At 70.5% G+C, this 18,826-nt stretch carries 14 protein-coding genes; 12 read left to right on the forward strand and 2 right to left on the reverse strand.

The window, feature by feature from the left end; translation table 11 throughout:
* Positions 1-110: 110 nt before the first annotated feature.
* From HUG12_RS00935 to HUG12_RS00975, 9 genes are all read left to right on the forward strand, one after another.
* Positions 111-1,211, forward strand: coding sequence for a DegT/DnrJ/EryC1/StrS family aminotransferase (locus HUG12_RS00935; protein ID WP_179266977.1), 1,101 nt, complete (start codon positions 111-113; stop codon positions 1,209-1,211).
* Positions 1,204-2,199, forward strand: coding sequence for a Gfo/Idh/MocA family protein (locus HUG12_RS00940; protein ID WP_179266978.1), 996 nt, complete (start codon positions 1,204-1,206; stop codon positions 2,197-2,199). Before HUG12_RS00935 ends, HUG12_RS00940 begins: the two co-directional genes overlap by 8 nt.
* Before the next feature lie 482 nt (positions 2,200-2,681).
* A complete protein-coding gene (locus HUG12_RS00945) occupies positions 2,682-3,266 on the forward strand; it encodes an acyltransferase (RefSeq protein ID WP_179266979.1) in 585 nt (194 codons plus the stop codon).
* Entirely contained in the window at positions 3,263-4,669 is a 1,407-nt protein-coding gene (locus tag HUG12_RS00950; protein WP_179266980.1) for a nucleotide sugar dehydrogenase, read from the forward strand. The genes HUG12_RS00945 and HUG12_RS00950 overlap by 4 nt, the downstream gene beginning before the upstream one ends.
* Positions 4,662-5,987, forward strand: coding sequence for a nucleotide sugar dehydrogenase (locus HUG12_RS00955; protein ID WP_179266981.1), 1,326 nt, complete (start codon positions 4,662-4,664; stop codon positions 5,985-5,987). The genes HUG12_RS00950 and HUG12_RS00955 overlap by 8 nt, the downstream gene beginning before the upstream one ends.
* Before the next feature lie 67 nt (positions 5,988-6,054).
* Entirely contained in the window at positions 6,055-7,101 is a 1,047-nt protein-coding gene (locus tag HUG12_RS00960) for a DUF354 domain-containing protein (RefSeq protein ID WP_179270524.1), read from the forward strand.
* Between the two features lie 5 nt (positions 7,102-7,106).
* The gene (locus tag HUG12_RS00965) at positions 7,107-8,051 is read left to right on the forward strand and encodes a glycosyltransferase (protein ID WP_179266982.1); all 945 of its coding nucleotides are present in this window, start codon (positions 7,107-7,109) and stop codon (positions 8,049-8,051) included.
* Positions 8,038-10,005: a hypothetical protein gene (locus HUG12_RS00970; protein ID WP_179266983.1), complete on the forward strand. Its 1,968-nt coding sequence runs from the start codon at positions 8,038-8,040 to the stop codon at positions 10,003-10,005. The genes HUG12_RS00965 and HUG12_RS00970 overlap by 14 nt, the downstream gene beginning before the upstream one ends.
* Before the next feature lie 231 nt (positions 10,006-10,236).
* The gene (locus HUG12_RS00975; protein ID WP_179266984.1) at positions 10,237-10,827 is read left to right on the forward strand and encodes a DUF7344 domain-containing protein; all 591 of its coding nucleotides are present in this window, start codon (positions 10,237-10,239) and stop codon (positions 10,825-10,827) included.
* 302 nt (positions 10,828-11,129) lie between these two features.
* On the opposite strand, the gene HUG12_RS00980 is transcribed toward HUG12_RS00975, so the two are convergent.
* Entirely contained in the window at positions 11,130-11,975 is an 846-nt protein-coding gene (locus tag HUG12_RS00980; RefSeq protein ID WP_179266985.1) for a DsbA family protein, read from the reverse strand.
* Between the two features lie 410 nt (positions 11,976-12,385).
* Between HUG12_RS00980 and HUG12_RS00985 the strand changes: the two genes are divergently transcribed.
* The 3 genes from HUG12_RS00985 to HUG12_RS00995 are packed head-to-tail and all read left to right on the forward strand — an operon-like array spanning position 12,386 to position 16,071.
* The gene (locus HUG12_RS00985) at positions 12,386-12,541 is read left to right on the forward strand and encodes a hypothetical protein (protein WP_179266986.1); all 156 of its coding nucleotides are present in this window, start codon (positions 12,386-12,388) and stop codon (positions 12,539-12,541) included.
* A 1-nt stretch (position 12,542) separates the two neighbouring features.
* The gene (gene glmS, locus HUG12_RS00990) at positions 12,543-14,360 is read left to right on the forward strand and encodes a glutamine--fructose-6-phosphate transaminase (isomerizing) (protein WP_179266987.1); all 1,818 of its coding nucleotides are present in this window, start codon (positions 12,543-12,545) and stop codon (positions 14,358-14,360) included.
* Positions 14,361-14,388: 28 nt separating this feature from the next.
* Entirely contained in the window at positions 14,389-16,071 is a 1,683-nt protein-coding gene (locus tag HUG12_RS00995; protein ID WP_179266988.1) for an asparagine synthase-related protein, read from the forward strand.
* A gap of 435 nt (positions 16,072-16,506) precedes the next feature.
* Here the strand turns inward: HUG12_RS00995 and HUG12_RS01000 are convergent, their stop codons facing one another.
* The gene (locus tag HUG12_RS01000; RefSeq protein ID WP_179266989.1) at positions 16,507-18,801 is read right to left on the reverse strand and encodes an oligosaccharide flippase family protein; all 2,295 of its coding nucleotides are present in this window, start codon (positions 18,799-18,801) and stop codon (positions 16,507-16,509) included.
* Between the last annotated feature and the right edge of the window lie 25 nt (positions 18,802-18,826).

Genomic DNA, 18,826 nt, shown 5'->3' on the forward strand with positions numbered 1-18,826 from the left:
CCACCAGGAGATCCCATGATCGAACGAACCACCACGACACAGTCGGAGCAGCACCCCGGCCGGGCCGCCGTCGCCCCGATCGAATCGACCCCCGAGCGGGCGGTGAGAGAATGACCGGGGAGGCGTCGATCGCCGACCCCGAACTCGGGGACGCGGCGATCGACCGCGTCGTCGACGTGCTCGAGTCCGGCCAGCTCGCGGACGGCCCCGAGGTGCGGGCGTTCGAGTCCGAGTTCGCCGACTACTGTGCGGCCGACCACGCGGTCGCGACGTCGAACGGGACGACGGCGCTCCACGCGGCGCTGGAGGCGGTCGGCGTCGAGCCGGGGAGCCGCGTGATCACGACCCCGTTCTCGTTCGTCGCGACGGCCAACGCCATCAGACACGCCGGCGGCGTTCCCGTGTTCGCCGACGTCGACCCCGAGACGTACAACCTCGACCCCGACGGCGTCGAGGAGCTCCTCGAGGGCGACGAGCCGGTGGACGCGATCGTCGCGGTCCACCTCTACGGGCTGCCCGCGCCGATGGACCGCCTCGGCGAACTCGCGGACGCGTACGACGTCCCGCTCGTCGAGGACGCCGCGCAGGCCCACGGGGCCGAGTTCGACGGGACGCCGGTCGGCGCCATCGGCACCGTCGGCACGTTCTCCTTCTACCCCACGAAGAACATGACCACGGGCGAGGGCGGGATGATCACGACCGACGACGAGGAGGTCGCGGAGGCCGCCTCCCGCTTCGTGAACCACGGCCGGGCGGCCGCGGGGTACGAGCACGTCGAACTCGGCCACAACTTCCGGATGACGAGCATGGCGGCCGCCATCGGCCGCGCGCAGCTCGGGCGGCTCGACGGGTTCGTCGAACGCCGCCGCGAGAACGCGCGGATCCTCACGGACGCGCTCGCGGGGAGTCCCTGCGTCACGCCGGCCGAACCGGCGTACGCGAGACACGCCTACCACCAGTACACCGTCCGCTGCGGGAACCGGGACGGGGTGAAGGAGGCGCTGGCCGAGCGGGGCGTCGGGAGCGCGGTCTACTACCCGACGAACATCCACGACCAGCCCGCCTACGCGGGCGACTTCGGCCGGGCGCCGACCGCCGAGCGAATCGCCGACGAGGTGCTCTCGCTGCCGGTCCACCCGAACGTCACCCCGGAAACGGCCGCGCACATCGGCGACGTGCTCGCCGACGAGGTGGAGGTGGCCCATGTCTGAGGAGCCGCTGCGCGCAGGCGTGATCGGCGTCGGGAGCATGGGGCAGAACCACGCGCGCGTGTACGACGAGATTCGGCCGACGACGCTCGCCGGCGTCTTCGACGTGGACGACGGGCGGGCCGAGACGGTCGCGCGCGAGCACGGGACGGCCGCGATGTCGCTTCCGGACCTGTTCGAGGCGGTCGACGTCGTCTCTGTCGCGGTCCCCACGGAGTACCACTTCGAGATGGCCCGCGAGGCCATCGAGCACGGCGTCGACGTGCTCGTCGAGAAGCCGTTCGTCGCCACCCCGGACGAGGGCGAGGAGCTCCTCGCCCTCGCGGAGCGTGCGGGCGTCACCGTGCAGGTGGGCCACATCGAGCGGTTCAACCCGGCGGTCGTCGCCCTCCGCGAGTTCGTCGACGATCTGGACGTCATCTCGGTCAGCGCCGAGCGGCTCGGCCCGCCCCTCGAGCGCGAGATCGACGACAGCGTCGTCATGGATCTGATGATCCACGACGTCGACATCGTGCTCGACCTGGTCGAGGGCGAACTGGCCTCGATCGACGCCGTGGGCACGGAGGAGGGACGCTACGCGTCGGCGAACCTGGCGTTCGACTCCGGGGTCGTCGGGCACCTCACCGCGAGCCGCGTCACCCAGGAGAAGGTGCGCGGGCTGACCATCTCGGCCCGGGACTGCCGGGTCAAGGTCGACTACATCGACCAGACGGTCGAGATCCACCGGGCGTCCGCGCCGGAGTACCTCCGCGAGGAGGGCAACGTCCACTTCCGCCACGAGAACCTCGTCGAGCGGGTGACCGTCGACCGCCGCGAACCGCTCAAGGAGGAGCTCCGGTCGTTCGCCGACGCCGCGGCGAACGGAACCGAGCCCGTGGTGACCGGCGAGGACGGCCTCCGGGTGCTCGAGGCCACCTCGACCATCGACCGGGACGCGACCCGGTCGCGCCTCGAGCGCGCCGGCGTGCCCGTGAACGCCCGATCCGACTGACGTCGCCGGGGTCGCCACGAGCCGACCGTTCCCGACCGGACCGAACTCGTTCTGCGCGACCGGGAACGTCGTGAGCGAACCGAACCCGCCAAGACCGACCGTAGACGGCCCCGAGCAGCCCCGAATCGCCCGAGAACCGGACCCGCCGTAGGGACGAGGCCGGGCCGAAGTCCGCAGGGACTGGACCGGGCTCGAGTCCGCCGCGAACCCGACCGATCCGCCGAGTCCCCGTGGAGTCGGTAGCCGCGAAACGGCCGTATCGAGGCTTATCACACCACTAAGCGCGCGCTTACCCGAACGATAATGAAAGGGGTGGGGGACGGACGGCCGACAAGCCTCGCGGCCCGACCGGGGGTCACGCGAGGACCCACATCCATGAACGTACAGACGAACTCAGCCGACTCGCGGGACGCGCACGTCGCCGCCCCGCAGCACGGTCGGACAGGGAGGCCGAACGGACCCCGCCCCGCGGCCCGGCCATCATGACCGGCTACGTCGCCGGAACCGACAGCCAGATCGACGCGGACGCGACCGTCGGCTACCCCGACGAGGGGGACGGCGAGAACACGGTGATCGGGGCGAACGCGACGGTCCGCGCCGGCACGATCATCTACGACGGCGTGGACATCGGCGACGACTTCACGACGGGTCACAACGCGGTCGTCCGCGAGGACACCCGCATGGGGGACGACGTCCTCGTCGGCTCGGAGACGGTCGTCGACGGCCGGTGTACCATCGGCTCGGAGGTGAGCATGCAGACGGGCGTCTACGTCCCGCCGAAGACGAGGATCCACGACGGCGTCTTCCTCGGGCCACACGCCGTGCTGACGAACGACCCCTACCCGCTCCGGCAGGACGTCGACCTCGAGGGGCCGACGATCCACGAGGGCGCCTCCGTCGGGGCGAACGCGACGGTGCTCCCGGGCGTGACCGTCGGCGAGAACGCGTTCGTCGCCGCCGGCGCCGTCGTTACCGAGGACGTGCCCGCCGACACGCTCGCGGTCGGCGTGCCGGCCGAGCACGAACCGCTCCCCGACGACCTGGAAGGGGGGAACCTCGACCGATGAGCTCGGACCTGACGTCGACGGCCGCCGACGGGGCCCCGCACGTCTACGGATCGAGCGACGCGCCGGACGAACTGAACGCGGCCCTCACCGGCGGCGAGGTTCCCGTCGCCGTCTACGGACTGGGGAAGATGGGGCTCCCCCTCGCCACGGTGTACGCGGAGGTGACCGGGAACGTGACCGGCGTCGACGTCGACCCGGGCGTGGTTCGGCGCGTGAACCGCGGCGGGAGCCACGTGACCGGCGAACCGGGGCTCGACGACGCCGTCGGCGAGGCGGTGGCCGCGGGCGCGCTGACCGCCACCGGCGACGGCGAGGCGGCCGCCGAGGCCGCGCGGCTCCACGTCATCATCGTGCCGACCCTGATCGACGAGGGGAACGAACCGGACCTCTCGGTCGTGACGGAGGTGGCCGGGACGATCGCCGCCGGACTCGAACCCGGCGACATGGTCGTCGCGGAGTCGACGCTCCCGCCCCGGACCTGCCGGGACACCCTCCTCCCGCTGCTCGAGTCCGAGGGCGGCGTCCCGCGCGAGGAGTTCGGGCTGGCGTTCTGCCCGGAGCGGACCTCCAGCGGGCGGGCGCTCGAGGACATCCGCGGCGCCTACCCGAAGATCGTCGGCGGCGTCGACGACGAGAGCGGCCGGCTCGCGGAGCTGATCTACGGGAACGTCAACTCCAACGACGTGATCCGGGTCTCGGACGCGACGACCGCCGAGGCAGTGAAGGTGTTCGAGGGGGTGTACCGCGACGTGAACATCGGGCTCGCGAACGAGCTCGGGCGCCACGCGGGCGAACTCGACGTCGACGTGACGGAGGCCATCGAGGCGGCCAACACACAGCCGTTCTGCGAGATCCACCGGCCCGGCGCCGGCGTCGGCGGTCACTGCATCCCGTACTACCCGCACTTCCTCATCCAGGAGTTCGACGTCGACTCGCGCCTGATGGAGACCGCGCGGGACGTGAACGAGGCGATGCCCGCCTACACCGCGAACGCGGCGCTGGACGGCCTCCTGAACGAGGGGGTCGACCCCGCGGACGCGTCGGTGCTCGTGCTCGGACTGACCTACCGGCCCGGCGTGGACGAACTCCGCGCGACGCCCGCGCTCCCGATCGTCGAGGAACTCTCCTCGGCCGGGACGGACGTGGACGCCGTCGACCCCGTGACCGACGACGGCGAACCGTTCGAGCGCGCCGGCGCGGCGGTCCGCGACCTGGACGACGTCGGCGACGGGACGTACGACGCCGTCGTGCTGGTCACCGACCAGCCCGCCTTCGAGTCGCTCGACGTGCCCGCGCTCGGCCCCGAGGACCGCGACCTGGTCGTCGTCGACGGCCGGCAGGCGCTGACGGAACTGCGTGGCCGCGACGGCGTCGCCTACCGGGGGGTGGGCGTCAATGTCTGAGAGCCTCACGTCCGAGGCCCTGCGACCCGCCGTCGAGTCCGCGACCGTCTGTGTCGTCGGACTCGGCTACGTCGGCCTCCCCCTGAGCCTCGGGTTCGACGAGGAGGGGCTGGACGTCGTCGGCTTCGACGTCGACCGCGACAAGGTGGAGACGCTCGCGTCGGGCGAGGACGTCACCGGCGACCACGGCGACGAGGCGGTCGAGTCGAGCGGGATCGAGTTCACGGCCAACCCGGCCCACGTCTCCCAGGCCGACTACGTCGTCGTCACCGTGCCGACCCCGGTCGACGACACCAAGAACCCGAACCTGGACTTCGTCGAGGCGGCGGGGCGGACGATCGGCGAGTACGTGTCCGAGGGCACGACGGTCGTGCTCGAGTCGACCGTCTACCCCGGCGTGACCCGCGAGGTGCTCGGGGAGACGATCGAGGAGACGTCCGGGCTGGAGATGGGCGAGGGGTTCAACCTCGGCTACTCCCCCGAGCGGCTCTCGCCGGGCGTGGAGGGTCGCGGCCTGCGCGACGTCGTGAAGATCGTCAGCGGCGACACCGAGGCGACGCTCGCCGAGGTGGCGGCGCTGTACGAACTCGTCGTCGACGCCGGCGTCTACCGCGCCCCCTCGATCGAGACGGCCGAGGCCGCGAAGGTGATCGAGAACGTCCAGCGCGACGTCAACATCGCGCTGGTGAACGAACTCGCCATCGTCTGTGACCACCTCGGGCTGGAGAGCGAGGAGGTGCTCGACGCGGCCGGGTCGAAGTGGAACTTCCACGACTACCGGCCCGGGCTGGTCGGCGGCCACTGCATCCCCGTCGACCCGCTCTACCTCGCGCACGGCTCCCAGCGGGCCGGCTACTCGCCGGACCTCATCCTGACGGGCCGCGAGGTCAACGAGTACATGCCCAAACACGCCGCGGAGCTGGCGCTTCGTGCGCTCAACGACAGCGGCCGGGTGCTGAAGGACAGCCGGCTGCTCGTCCTCGGGCTCGCATACAAGCCGAACGTCGGCGACATCAGGACCTCCGAGGTCGACGGCGTCGTCCGGGAGCTCGCCACCTACGGCGTCGACGTCGCCGGCCACGATCCGCACGCGGACGACGACGCGATGGCCGAGTCGTTCGGCATCGAGATCCAGCCGGAGCGGCGCTTCGAGGGGTTCGACGGGATCGTGGTCGCGACCGCCCACGACGAGTTCGACGACCTCGACCTCGACGCCGTCGCCGCGGAACTGAACGACGAGCCGGTGCTCGTGGACGTCGCCGGGCAGTTCGACGGCGACGCGGCCGCGAAACACGGGTTCCACTATGAGTGTCTCTGACGTGAACGCCTCCCGCTCGGACGCCCACGGGGGAGCGAGTTCAGTCGCGGCCGGGGGGAGCCGGCAGCTGGACGTGCTCGTCAGCGTCCAGCACCCCGCTCATGTCCACTTCTACAGGCACGCGATCGCGGAACTCCGCGAGCGCGGCCACGACGTCCACGTCTTCGCCGTGGACAAGGACGTCACGGTCGACCTGCTGGAGGCCCACGGCGTGGACCACACCGTCCTCGCCGAGCGATCGCCCGGCGGGTCGGTCCCCCGCGCGCAGGCGACCTACGAGTACCGGCTCTGGCGGGCCGCCCGCCGGATCGAGCCGGACGTGGCGACGGGGATCGGCGGCGTCGCCGCCTCGCACGTCGCGACGCTCGTCGGCGCCCGGGGCGTCGTCTTCACCGACACCGAGCACGCGACGCTCTCCAATCGGCTGGCGTTCCCGTTCGCCGACCGCATCTGCACGCCGACCTGCTACCGGGACCGGATCGGCCCGAAGCAGTACGCCTACCCCGGCTACCACGAACTCGCGTACCTCCACCCGGATCGGTTCACGCCCGACCCCGACGCGCTGGCCGACCTCGACGTGGACCCCGACGACACGTTCGTCGTCTTCCGGCTGGTGCGCTGGGACGCGATGCACAACGCCGGCGGCGACGGCTTCGAGGACGCGGCCGGCGGGGTCGAGGGGCTCCGGAACGCGATCGAGCGCCTGGAGGCGACCGGCGCGGACGTGCTCATCACCTCCGAGAAGTCGCTCCCGCCCGCGCTGGAGGAGTACCGCGCGACGGTCGCGACCCACCGGATGCACGACCTGCTGGCCCACGCGGACCTCTTCCTCGGCGAGAGCGGGACGATGACCGCCGAGAGCGCGGTGCTCGGGACGCCGTCCATCTACGTCCACGAGAACGACACCGGGCTGACCGACGACCTGGCGGAGTACGGGCTGGTGTACCCCTTCCACGGGCCGGACCGGCACGAGGCCGGCCTCGAGAAGGCGGTCGCCGTTCTCGAGGGGCGCGAGGACGCCGACTGGGGGGCTCGCCGCGAGCGCCTCCTCGCGGACCGCCGGGACACGACCGACGTGATCGTCGAGCGGCTGCTCCACGAGGGGACGAGGTGAGCCGGATGCGCGTCCTCCAGCTCGTGACGACGGAGTCGCCGTTCTTCGAGAAGCAGGTCGAGGCGCTCGAACGGCAGGGCGTCTCCTGTACCACCGTCTCGCTCCCGCGCCGGACGGGCGACGGCCGCTCCGTCCGGGCGTACGGCGACCTCTACCGGCGCCTGCTCTCCGAGGTGGCGGGCGGGTTCGACGTCGTCCACGCCAACTACGGGCTCGTCGGGCCGCTCGCGCTGGCACAGCCGCGCCGGCCCGTCGTCCTCACCCTCTGGGGGTCGGAGATCATGGGCGCGGCCGGCTGGCTCGACGCCGTGAGCGCGTGGACGGCCCGCCGGAGCGACGCGGTCATCGCCCCCTCGGCCGCCGTCTCGGAACGGCTCGACTGCGAGCACCACGTCGTCCCCTTCGGCGTCGACACCGACCTGTTCCGCCCGATCCCGCGGGACGACGCGCGCGAACTGCTCGGCTGGGACCGGGACGCGGACGTCGTCCTCTTCCCGTACCCGCCCTCCCGGACGATCAAGAACCACCCGCTCGCGGAGGCGGTCGTGGACCGGCTCCCGACCGACGCCGAGTTGAAGACGATGGACGGGGTCCCGTACGGGAAGGTCCCGCTGTACATGAACGCCAGCGACGCAGTGCTCGTGACCTCCCGCCGCGAGAGCGGGCCGATGGTCGTCAAGGAGGCGGCCGCCTGCGAGGTCCCCGTCGTGTCGACGGACGTCGGGTTCGTCGCCGACGTGCTCGACGGCGTCGAGGGCTCGTCGGTCTGCTCGTCGCGCGAGGAACTGGTCGACGGGCTGGCCGCCGCCCTCGAGTCCGACGGGCCCGCGAACGGCCGCGCCGGACCCGACGTGCCGGACGTGCTGGGGCTCGACCGGATGGGGGAGCGCCTCGTGGACGTCTACCGGAGCGCCGCCGGCCGACGGGGGGTGACCGATGTTCGAGCGTGATCGCGGCCTGGCCGAACGGATCCGCCGCGTCCGCATCGACGTGGCGGCCGCGGGGCTCGGACTGCTCCTCGCCGTACTGCTGTTCCCGCTCCGGTTCCTCTCCTCGCAGATCTACATCGTCACCCTCCCGATCGTCCTGGGCGTCGCCTGCGTCCTCTATCTCCTCGCGGTGCGCGGGAACCGGTCCGAGTCCGGGCTCCCCCGCCTCGGCGCCTGGTTCGCCCGCGTCGGGCCGGGTCTCGTCCTGTTCGCGCTCGGCGGGATGGTGCTCGTCGCGGCGGTCGCGGGCGAGCGGAGCCGCACGTTCTACGACCTCGGGGGGATCGTGGGGACCCTGCTGCTCGCGCAGGTGCTACTCCTGCGCGACCGGGACCTCCACCCGGGCGCCGTCCTCGCGCAGGTCGTCGCGTTCGGGACGGTGCTCCGGTTCGCCGCGCTCTACACCGCGCCCGGGTTCATCGGCGTCGACGTCTGGTCGCACGTCACCTACGTCGAGGCGATCGTCCAGCAGGGGTCGCTCGCCCCCGTCTCGGACAGCAAGTACTACGCCTCGCCGTTCTACCACCTGCTGACGGCGATCGCGGTCGACTTCTACGACCTCTCGATCCGGAACGCGCTCTATCTCACGCTCGGGGTCGCGATGCCGGTCTCCACGCTACTGGTGTACGGGACCGCACGGCTCCTCGTTCCGGCGCGGTGGGCCGCCTTCGCCGCGGGGAGTTACGTGATGGCCGACCACGCCATCCGATGGGGCATCCACATCATCCCGACGAGCATGGGGCTCGTGTTCTTCCTCGGCCTGCTGTTCGTGCTCGTCCGGATCCTCCAGTCCGACCACGCGGCCCGCGACTTCCTGCTGCTCGTGTTCTTCAGCGTCGCGATCATCCTGACCCACCAGATCTCCTCGTTCATCATGCTGGTGCTCGTCGGGGCGGGCCTGCTCGGCCAGCTGCTCCTCCACTTCGACTTCGTCAGCGAGCCGCGGGTCCGGAGTCCGTTCGCGACCTCGGGGCCGAACCCGGTCAACCTCTTCGGCCTCCTGGTGTTCGACATGGGGCTCATCACGTTCATGTGGTCGCTGACGCCCTACCAGGGTGAGACGTTCCTCGAGACGGTGCTCAGCTACCTCTACGTCACGCTGGTCGATTCCGCGGGGTTCCTCAGCGGCGTGAGCAGCAGCGGCGGCGGCGGGGCCGCGGCGGGCGGGGAGGCCCCCGGTTCCCAGTTCCTCGCCACGCTCTCGACGTACGTGGACACGGTCGGGTTCCTGCTGCTGCTCGGCGCGACCGTCGTGGGGACGCTCGCGGTCCTGCGCCGGCGCCGCGCCAGCCACGCGACGACGACGCTGTGGATCGCGGTCGTCGTCATGCTCGTGTTCGTCCTCGGGCTTCCCCTGTTCGGCATCGAGAACTTCGTGCCCGGACGGTGGAAGGCGTTCCTCTACGCCCCGATGGCGGTCCTCGGCGCCGTCGGCCTCCGCTATCTCGCCCGGAGCGTCCCGCGCGGGGTCGCCGTTCCGCTGTTGCTGGCGTTCGTGCTGGTCTTCCCCGGCGTGATGATCATGTCCAGCCCCGGGACCCCCGACAGCCCGGTGTTCACGAGCCAGCACGAGCGCCTCTCCTACACCGACACCGAACTGACCGCGCTCGAGACCATCGGGGGCATGACCGACGATCAGCAGCACATCGCGGGCGAGCACGTCAGGACGGACCACCCCTACCAGACGGTGTTCACCCGGTCGGAGGCCGCCCACGCGGATCCGATACGCCTCGAGAACGGGCGCGCCGCGGGGCAGGGTCCCACCGTCTACCGCGAGTACCAGTCCGACGGGGGGTCGTTCTTCCGCATCGGCGAGGGAGCGGGGATCCGTAACCCGCCGCGGGACGCCATCTGCCCGGGGAGCAGTTCGCACGTCTACGCGAACGGCGACGTGCGCATGTGTCTCCCTAGCTAACCGGTGTGCTGTCCCGACCGAAAAGGTCCACAAAGGATCGCAAACGTCCGGGATGGAGGTGCGGTATGGGAACGCGTGTGACGGAGCGAACCGGCCGGAAACCGGAGGTAGCGCCCCCGGTAAGCCGACCTTTGCCCAGTTAAGCGGAACGAAGGCGCGAAAAGGTTCGCAAAGGTCGGGAGTAGTTTCCCATTTTATTACCCTCACACCTGTCTGGACGAGTCGCAGAACATGACCATCGCTGCAAGCACGACGACCAACCACGACCTGGACGTCGTGGAGTCAGAAGACCGGGACGAGGGGAGGCTCACGGAGGACCAGATCTTTCACGTGCTCCAGAACCAGCGGCGACGGTGGGTTCTGAAGTACCTCGAGGGGCGCGAGGGGAAGGTCCGGATGGGGGACATCGCGGAGCAGGTGTCCGCGTGGGAGCACGACACGACCGTGCAGGCGCTCACGTCCAAGGAGCGCCAGCGCGTGTACATCCCGCTCTACCAGAACCACCTGCCCAAGCTCGACGAGGAGGGCATCATCGACTACAACCAGAGCCGGGGGATCGTCGAGCGGACGCCGCGGGCCGACCAGCTCGACGCGTACCTCGACCCCTTCGAGGGCGACTCCGGGGAGGAGACGGCGTCGTTCCCGTGGGAGCTCCCCTACCTCGGCGTCGCCGGCGCGGGGGCGGCGATCGTCGTGGGGAAGAGCCTCGGCCTCCCGCTGTTGGCGATGCTGTCGGGCTCGCTCGTCGGCGTGCTCATCCTCCTGCTGTTCACCGTTACGACGGTGATCCACGTCGCGAGCGAGCGCATGCTCGACCAGTAACCCTGCCGCCGTAATTCGCCACCGTCCACGAACGGACGACGCGTCCCACAGGTCGACGACGGGCACCCACTCGGACTCGTGCTGACGGCGACGCCCCGGCTCCCGGCCGACGGCTGGTCACCCGTCGGCCGGGACGCATCGTCGAGCGGGGCGGCACCGCCGTTCGTCGGTCCGACGCTCGCGGAAGAACCCGACCCGCCACGGGGTCGGCGCTACGGTCGACGTTTTCGAGGGCGGCCGATCGACCCTCCCTCCTACAGTCGTTCGACGCTGGACGACGGTCCCTCCGACGCGACCTCAGCTCAGAGTCCGGTAGCCTGCTCCAGCTGTGAGAGGGTCTCCTCGAAGTCGACCGTGGGGGCCGTGACGCGGTCGTCGGTCACGATGCGGGGAACGGTGCTGATTCCCGCGTCGTCGGCGGCCCCGGTCGTCTCCCGAACCGTGTTGGAGAAGGCGTCCGAGTCGGCCACGTCCCCGATCTGACCGGGCTGGTTCACCCCGCTCTCCTCGGCGAACCGACGGAGCAGCGACGGCTGTCCCCACTCGTACCGCTCCTGCGGCTGGTTGGTGAAGACGTACGCGAAGTACGACCAGTACGACTCGCGGTCGACGTCCCAGACCGCCAGCCCGGCCCGCGCGGAGCGGGGGGCGTCGGCCCCGAGGAACGGTTCCCCGCTCAGGTACGCCAGCGCCCGAAACTCGACCTGGAGGTCCCCGGACCTGACGAAGTCGTCGACGACCTGAGGGAGCTGGTTCAGGACGAACTCCTGGGTGTACGGACACTTCCAGTTGCCGAACACGGTCGCGACCGCGTCGGCGTCGGCCTCGCCCATGCGCGCGTATCGTGTGTTCTCGTCCGGCAGGGGAACGTTCGACAGCGAGACGTCGGGATCGTCGATGGTGACCGACTCGGTGGACCACGAGTCCCCTCCCGAGTCGTCGGGCGACCCGTCATCCGGCGTCGACACGTCGTCGGCCGTCGTTTCGGAACCCGACGCGGCTTCCGTGGGGACGTCCGTCCCGTCCCCGCCGGACGGCCCGCCGCCGTCCGCGAACTGTTCGGTGACGCTCGCACACCCCGCCAGAGACAGGGTGGCCGCCGCGCCCGTGAGCCTGAGCAGTCGCCTGCGTGAGGAGTCACTCGGCATCGACTGTAGTGGGAACCCCCCGGACCGTTATTACCGGGTTGATAAACGCTCTCGCGCCGTTGCGGAGCCCCGCATCTCCCCTCGAAACAGTCCCGATACGCGGGAGCGCCGCTTCCACGGGGAGGATTAGCGGATCGATGGCGGGACGGTCGACCCCGCCACAACGGAGCCCTCGCGTGCACCAAGCGGTGTTCCGTCGTCCGGGCGAACGCTCCCCGCCGCCCGGGCGACGACGGGCCATCCCTCCGAGCGACGGCCCCGCGTCGGAGGCCGGAACCCGGAGTCAGTGCGGCGGTCGGTCCGGGCGGAACGACGGCTTAGCCAACCTATAGTAATGGACCGACGGGGGGAACGTGGAAGCGAATCCGCCGACACCCGGCGATTCGACGTCCGGAGAACGATCAAAAATCATGATAGCAGACATCGCCCGTAACGGGTACGACACCGAACCGGAGCGGACAGCAGTCGGCCGTCCGATCGGAGGAACGACGGAGGTCACCGGGAGCCGCCGCGGCCGACCCGCGCTCCCGCTCTCGACGACGCGTCGCGGCGTGGAGGGGACGTGAGATGTGCGGAATCATCGCCCGGATCGGCGCCGACGACGCCTTCCCCCGGGTGCTCACGGGGCTGGAGAACCTCGAGTACCGGGGCTACGACTCCGCCGGGGTCGCGCTCCAGAACGGGTCGGGGCTGTCCGTGTTCAAGTGCTCCGGCAAGGTCGAGGACCTGAAGGACCGCGTCGACGGCGCCAAGCTCGGCGGGAACATCGGCATCGGCCACACCCGCTGGAGCACCCACGGGCCCCCGTCCGATTCGAACGCGCACCCGCACACGAACGAGGACGGTGACGTCGCCGTCGTCCACAACGGGATCATCGAGAACCACCAGATCCTCCGCGAACGCCTCGAAAACCGTGGCGTTCGGTTCGAGAGCGACACGGACACCGAGGTGATCCCCCACCTCATCGACGCCCACTACGACGAGAACACCGACCCGCGGGACGCCTTCGTCGCCACCCTCCGCGACCTGGAGGGGAGCTACGCCGTCGCCGCGGTGTTCGACGACGAGGACGCGGTGTTCGCCGCCCGGCGCGGGTCGCCGCTCGTGCTCGGCCTCGGCGAGAGCCAGTACTTCCTCGCGAGCGACGTGCCCGCGTTCCTGGAGTACACCGACAGGGTCGTCTACTTCGAGGACGGCGACGTCGTCACCGTCCGGCCGAACGGGGCGCAGGTCACGACGATGGACGGCGAACACGTCGAACGCGAGATCGAGACGGTCGACTGGGACCCCGAGGAGACGGGGAAGGGCGGCTACGAACACTACATGCTGAAGGAGATCGAGTCACAGCCGACCTCGCTCACGAACACGATCAAGGGCCGGGTGTCGCCCGAGAGCGGGAGCGTCGACCTCGACGCCCTCACGCCGGAGACGATCTCGGAGTTCCGTGAGGTGCAGTTCGTCGCCTGCGGCACGTCCTACCACGCGGCGCTGTACGGGTCCACGCTGTTGAACGAGGCCGGCGTCCGGGCGCGCGCCTACCGTGCGAGCGAGTACCAGATGGGGTCGGACCCGGTGACCGACGAGACGCTCGTCGTCGCCGTGACCCAGAGCGGCGAGACCGCCGACACACTGGGCGCCATGCGCCGTGCGTCCCGGGGCGGCGCCACGGTGCTGGCCGTGACGAACGTAATGGGCTCCTCGGCGGCCCGCGCGGCCGACGAGACGGTGTACATCCACGCCGGCCCGGAGATCGGCGTGGCCGCGACCAAGACGTTCTCCTCACAGACGGTCACGCTGGGGCTGCTCGCCCACCGCCTCTCCGAGCACATGGGCGGGGAGGACCGCGGAGAGCCCCTCGACCTCGCGCTCGACGCGCTCGCCGACCTCCCGGACGACCTCGGACGGATGCTCGACGGCTCCGACGCCGAGCGGATCACGAACCGCTATCTCGGGAGCGACGCGTACTTCTTCATCGGCCGGGGGCTCGGCTACCCGGTGGCGAAGGAGTCCGCGCTCAAGTTCAAGGAGATCACCTACGAGCACGCCGAGGGGTTCGCGTCCGGGGAGCTGAAACACGGGCCGCTCGCCCTGGTGACCCCCAGGACGCCGGTGTTCGCCGTGTTCACCGGCGAGCACGACGAGAAGACCCTCAAGAACGCGAAGGAGGCCCAGACCCGCGGGGCCGACGTCGTCGCCGTCGCGGAGGAGGGCCACCCCGCCGTCGACGCGACCGACGCGCACCTTCCCATCCCCGACACGGCCCCGCAGTGGGCCGGGCTGCTGGCGAACGTACAGCTCCAGCTGGTGTCGTACCACGCCGCGAACGAACTCGGCCGATCGATCGACAAACCGCGGAACCTCGCGAAGAGCGTCACGGTCGAATGAATCGATCCGGGGAGGCCACGGACACACGATGAAGAAGGAACTGTTCGGCGTCTTCGGGGATCGCTCCGAGTTCTGCCGGCACAGGTCGGAGACGGAGTTCGACCGCGTCCTCGAGGGCGACGTGGCGACCGTGGGGATCCGGGACGTCGGTCTCGGCATCCCCGGTCGATCCACCGCCTACGCCGGCGAGGAGGGGACCTGCGTCCTCTGGGGGGAGATCTACACCCCGAAGGACGCGGGAATCGACCCCGCCGAGTGGCTTCTCCGCCGGTACGGGGAGGTCGGGACTGACGCGCTGTCCGAGCTCAACGGCTCGTACCTCGCGTTCCTCGACCGCGACGGCGAGGCGTTCGTCGCCACCGACCAGGCCCGGACCTGGGAGTGTTACTTCACGGACGCGCCGGGGAGCCGCGTCTTCGGGACCGACGCCGCGGCGGTGGCCGACACGATCCAGTCGCCGGAGACGGCCGACCGGCCGCTGCTCGAGTTCCTCTACCTGGGGATCGTCCTCGGAAACCGGACCACGCTCGAGCGCCTCCACCGGGTACCCTTCGACGGCTGCCTCCACTCCGACTCCACGGCGGAGCTCGAACGGTTCGTGTACGAGCCGACGGAGTTCGACTACGTGGGGGAGCTGGCCGAGCGGCTCGAACGGGCGCTCGCCCGCCGGGCCAGACACCCCGGCCGAAAGGGGCTCCTGCTCAGCGGCGGCTACGACTCCCGGACCATCCTGGCGGGGATGCCGACGCTCGACGCCACGTTCACCGTCGGCTCCTCGAGCGACGCGGAGACGGCGGTCGCGAGGAAGGTGTCCGAACAGTACGGCGTCCCCCACCACCTGCTGAGCGTCGACGACCGCTACCTCAACCGGGGGGACGACGCCATCAGGTACGGCAACGGCATCAAGGAGTCCATCCACATCCACCACGCGGCCTACGACACCCAGATCGACGTGGACACCATCTACCACGGCCTGCTCTGGGACACGTTCTTCCGCGGGCACTTCCTGCCCACGGACCGCGTGAACGTGCTGGGGTACGAACTGCCGTGGAACCGGCTCGACCCCGACCCGAACGTCGCCGAGACGCTCGTCGGGGAGAAGTTCGGGTTCATCCCGACCGAGCGTGACCTCGTCCCCGACGCCGACTTCGCCGGCGACGGCGAGGCGCTGGTGAAGGACGCCATCGACGAACAGCTGGAGGGGCAGTCGAACCGGTACGACTCCGTCTACAACGCCATCGACCTCGTGGGGATCGGGAACCAGCCGACGATGCCGTTCCGCTACCACCTCGCGGACAACTACCTCGAGTCGTTCATCGTGGCCGACCGGGAGCTCATCGACTGGCACCTCAAGACGCCGCCGGAGCACCGGAACTCCCGGACGCTGCTCGAGGCGATCAGGCGGATCGACGGGGACGTCCTCGAGCACCGCCCGCCGGACCGGCCGTTCGACTCGATACAGCTGAACTCGGTGCAGAACTTCCTCCGGAAGAAGCTCCCGTTCGTCTCCGGGTTCACAGGCTCCTGGCCCGACCGGTCGCGCCACTACGACCGGAACCACTACGATCAGCGACTGTTCCCCAACCGCCCGGAGCTCCACGACCTTCCCCCGCGGTTGAAGCTCAGGATCAACGACATCACGGCGTGGCTGGAGGAGACGGCCGACGGGAACGCCATCCTCTCGGCCGACTACGTCCGTCCGCCGGCGTAAGGTCCCGTCCGTCCGTTCCCGTTCCCGGGTCCGACGACGGGCGGGTGTCGGCAGCGACCGTTCGCCGACGTCGACCGTTTCTCTCGAGTGACTGTCCCGTGTAGCGACCGTTCCGGGAGTGCGGCCGCCCGGCAAGGAGAACCCATCCGCGGAACGACCGGGACGGAAGGACGACCGGTCCAGGGGAGCGACCCGGCGGCGGGGACGGCGGGTCGGCGGTCGGTCGACGAGACGGCGGTCCGGCGGAAGCGGTCGCTCCCGAGGACCGACCGGGAGGCGGGCGACGCTACGGGAGCAGCGGGTCAGCGAGAGGTGAGGAAGGCTACCTTCACCGTATGGATCACTCGTCTCCGGAAACGGGTCGACCGGTTCCGGGCACGTCGCGAGCCGAGGTGGGCGGGACGAGCGGTCGGCCCGAACCAGGGTGCCGACTTCTCAGAACGAGAGGACGTCGACCAGGTCGGAGAGCACGGGGAGGTCGACGCGCAGTAACGGGTCCGACGTGGACATGGTTTCCGACGACGTCGTCTCGGTCGAATCCGACGTGGCCGTCCCGTTGGTCGACTCCCCGGTCGGGGTGGGAGTCGCCGTTTCGGCGGGCGTCGCCGTTTCGGTGGACGTCTCCGTCGAGGTGGGCGTCGACGAGTCCGTGGGAGTGGCCGTCGACGTCGGCGTCTCCGTCGGCGACTCGGTCGGGGAGGCCGTCGGCGACTCCGTGGGAGTGGTCGTCGGCGTCTCGGTCGAACCGGGAGCGTCCGTGGGCGTCTCCGTCGGAGCGTCCGTGGGCGTCTCCGTCGGGTCGGGGCCGGACGGTTCGTCCGTCTCCGTGGGGGTGTCCGGCGGGTCGGGATCGGACGGTTCGTCCGTCGCCGTCGGCGTGTCCGTCGGGTCCGGCGGCGGGTCGTCCGGGGGATCGGACGTCCCGGTCGGCGTGTCCGTCGGGTCGTCGGTCGGGGTCGACGACGGACCGTCCGTCGAGTCGTCCCCCGGCGTCGCGGGCGACTCCGTCGGCGGCGTCCCCTCCGGCCCGGGCGTCGGCGTCGCGGCGCTCCCGCCGTCCGACGGGAGGTCGGGGAGCCCGACGCCGCCGTCGTCGGACGGGAGACCCGGAAGCCCGATGCCGCCGGCCGCCAGGACGAGTCCGCCGACGAAGAGCACCGAACCGAGGACGAGCAGCGCCCCCTGGACGGTGTCGACGAGTCCGGCCTCGGACCGCAGCCAGTCGAGCCGGATCCGGGCGTCGGTCGCCCACCCGCCGATCGGGTCGGGGAACGCCTCGAGGAGGTCGAACAGTTCGGCGCCGCCGAGGGCCCCGGTCAGCAGCGCGACCGGGAGGTAGATCAGGAGCCCCGTCGGCGGAACGACGACGAGCGAGAGGACGTCGTTCCCGATGGCCGTGGAGACGTAGTAGATGGGGCCGACCGACAGCAGGATGGTGACCAGCGTCCGCAGGAGGCGGGCGTCCGTGAGCGGGTCGTACCCGAGGCGGCGCGCGGCCCAGGTGTGGAGGAAGAACATCGAGCCGTAACTGATGCTCGTCGCGACCGCGGCGCCGTTCATCCCGAACTCCCGGATGAGCACGAAGTTGAGCACGACGTTCAGCCCGGCGGCGGCGCCCGTCGCGAGGATGAGCACCCCGAGGTCGCCCTTCCCCTGCCCGATCGCGAGCAGCGGGCGCGCGATCGCGAACCCGAGCGCGCCGGGCAACAGCAGGAGCAGCGGCGTCCGACTCGCCATGTACTCGTCCGGGTAGATAATCGGGATCGCCGCCGAGGAGAGCACTGCAAGCCCGATGGCCAGCAGCGCGGTGAACAGCAGCGTGTACCGCGTCACTCGCGTCGAGATGGAACTCACGCGCTCCTTGTTCTCGTTCGCCCAGAGGTTCGAGGTCGAGTGCATCAGCACCATCTGTATCGAGATGGGGACGAACCAGAGGAACTCCGCGAGCGTGAGCGCGATCTTGTAGAACTTGGTCTGCTCCTGGCCGGCCATCGTACGGAGCATCATGACGTCGACGTGGAACAGCGAGGTGAGCAGCAGGATGAGCAGGATGCTGAGCCCGTTGAACGTCAGCATCTCCCGTCGCGGGAACTCGTAGGAGGGGACGGTGAACACCGACAGCAGCGACACCTGCCGGCCCACGAGGAAGAACCCGACGAGCGCGACGGTCGAACTCGCGACGATGTGGCCGACGAGCACGCCGACGACGCCGTAGTCGAGGTACGCGAGCGTCAGCGCGCACGCGAGGAACAGCGCCTTCCCCAGGATGCGGAGCGGCTCGGAGTGCGACTCCATCCCGAACCCCATCAGCGTCCGCCGGGTGTACTCCCGGAACTGGGAGGCGACGACCAGCACCGCCAGCACGTAGAAGTACGTCTCGAACCGCGCGCCCGCCACGAACGGGGAGACGAGCCCGAACCTGGCGGCGCCGGCGAGGACGAGCGCCCCCAGCGCCGCGAGCAGGGCGGCGATCCGGAAGTAGAACCCGACGACGTGCGAGGCCCACTTCGCGTCGTCGCGCTCCTCGGCGAGGAACTTCCTGACGCCGTCGGTGACCCCGGAGCTGACGAATATCATGAAGATGGCGAACACCGACATGAGGAACGCGTAGTCGCCGTAGTCGTCGCCGAGCAGGCGCGTCAGCACCGGCGAGGAGGCGATGCCGAGCAGGAGCAACACCACCTTCGTGCTGACGAACGAGAGGAAGCCGCTCGTGATGCTTCGGTTCATCGGTCGGGCGACCCCGTTCGTCCCC

The sequence above is a fragment of the Halorarum salinum genome, from assembly GCF_013402875.1.
Classification (GTDB): domain Archaea; phylum Halobacteriota; class Halobacteria; order Halobacteriales; family Haloferacaceae; genus Halorarum; species Halorarum salinum.

Coding starts and splice junctions, on each gene's coding strand:
- HUG12_RS00935 (WP_179266977.1), top strand. CDS start 111: ATGACCGGGGAGGCGTCGATCGCCGACCCCGAACTCGGGGACGCGGCG.
- HUG12_RS00940 (WP_179266978.1), top strand. CDS start 1,204: ATGTCTGAGGAGCCGCTGCGCGCAGGCGTGATCGGCGTCGGGAGCATG.
- HUG12_RS00945 (WP_179266979.1), top strand. CDS start 2,682: ATGACCGGCTACGTCGCCGGAACCGACAGCCAGATCGACGCGGACGCG.
- HUG12_RS00950 (WP_179266980.1), top strand. CDS start 3,263: ATGAGCTCGGACCTGACGTCGACGGCCGCCGACGGGGCCCCGCACGTC.
- HUG12_RS00955 (WP_179266981.1), top strand. CDS start 4,662: ATGTCTGAGAGCCTCACGTCCGAGGCCCTGCGACCCGCCGTCGAGTCC.
- HUG12_RS00965 (WP_179266982.1), top strand. CDS start 7,107: ATGCGCGTCCTCCAGCTCGTGACGACGGAGTCGCCGTTCTTCGAGAAG.
- HUG12_RS00970 (WP_179266983.1), top strand. CDS start 8,038: ATGTTCGAGCGTGATCGCGGCCTGGCCGAACGGATCCGCCGCGTCCGC.
- HUG12_RS00975 (WP_179266984.1), top strand. CDS start 10,237: ATGACCATCGCTGCAAGCACGACGACCAACCACGACCTGGACGTCGTG.
- HUG12_RS00980 (WP_179266985.1), bottom strand. CDS start 11,975: ATGCCGAGTGACTCCTCACGCAGGCGACTGCTCAGGCTCACGGGCGCG.
- HUG12_RS00985 (WP_179266986.1), top strand. CDS start 12,386: ATGATAGCAGACATCGCCCGTAACGGGTACGACACCGAACCGGAGCGG.
- glmS (WP_179266987.1), top strand. CDS start 12,543: ATGTGCGGAATCATCGCCCGGATCGGCGCCGACGACGCCTTCCCCCGG.
- HUG12_RS00995 (WP_179266988.1), top strand. CDS start 14,389: ATGAAGAAGGAACTGTTCGGCGTCTTCGGGGATCGCTCCGAGTTCTGC.
- HUG12_RS01000 (WP_179266989.1), bottom strand. CDS start 18,801: ATGAACCGAAGCATCACGAGCGGCTTCCTCTCGTTCGTCAGCACGAAG.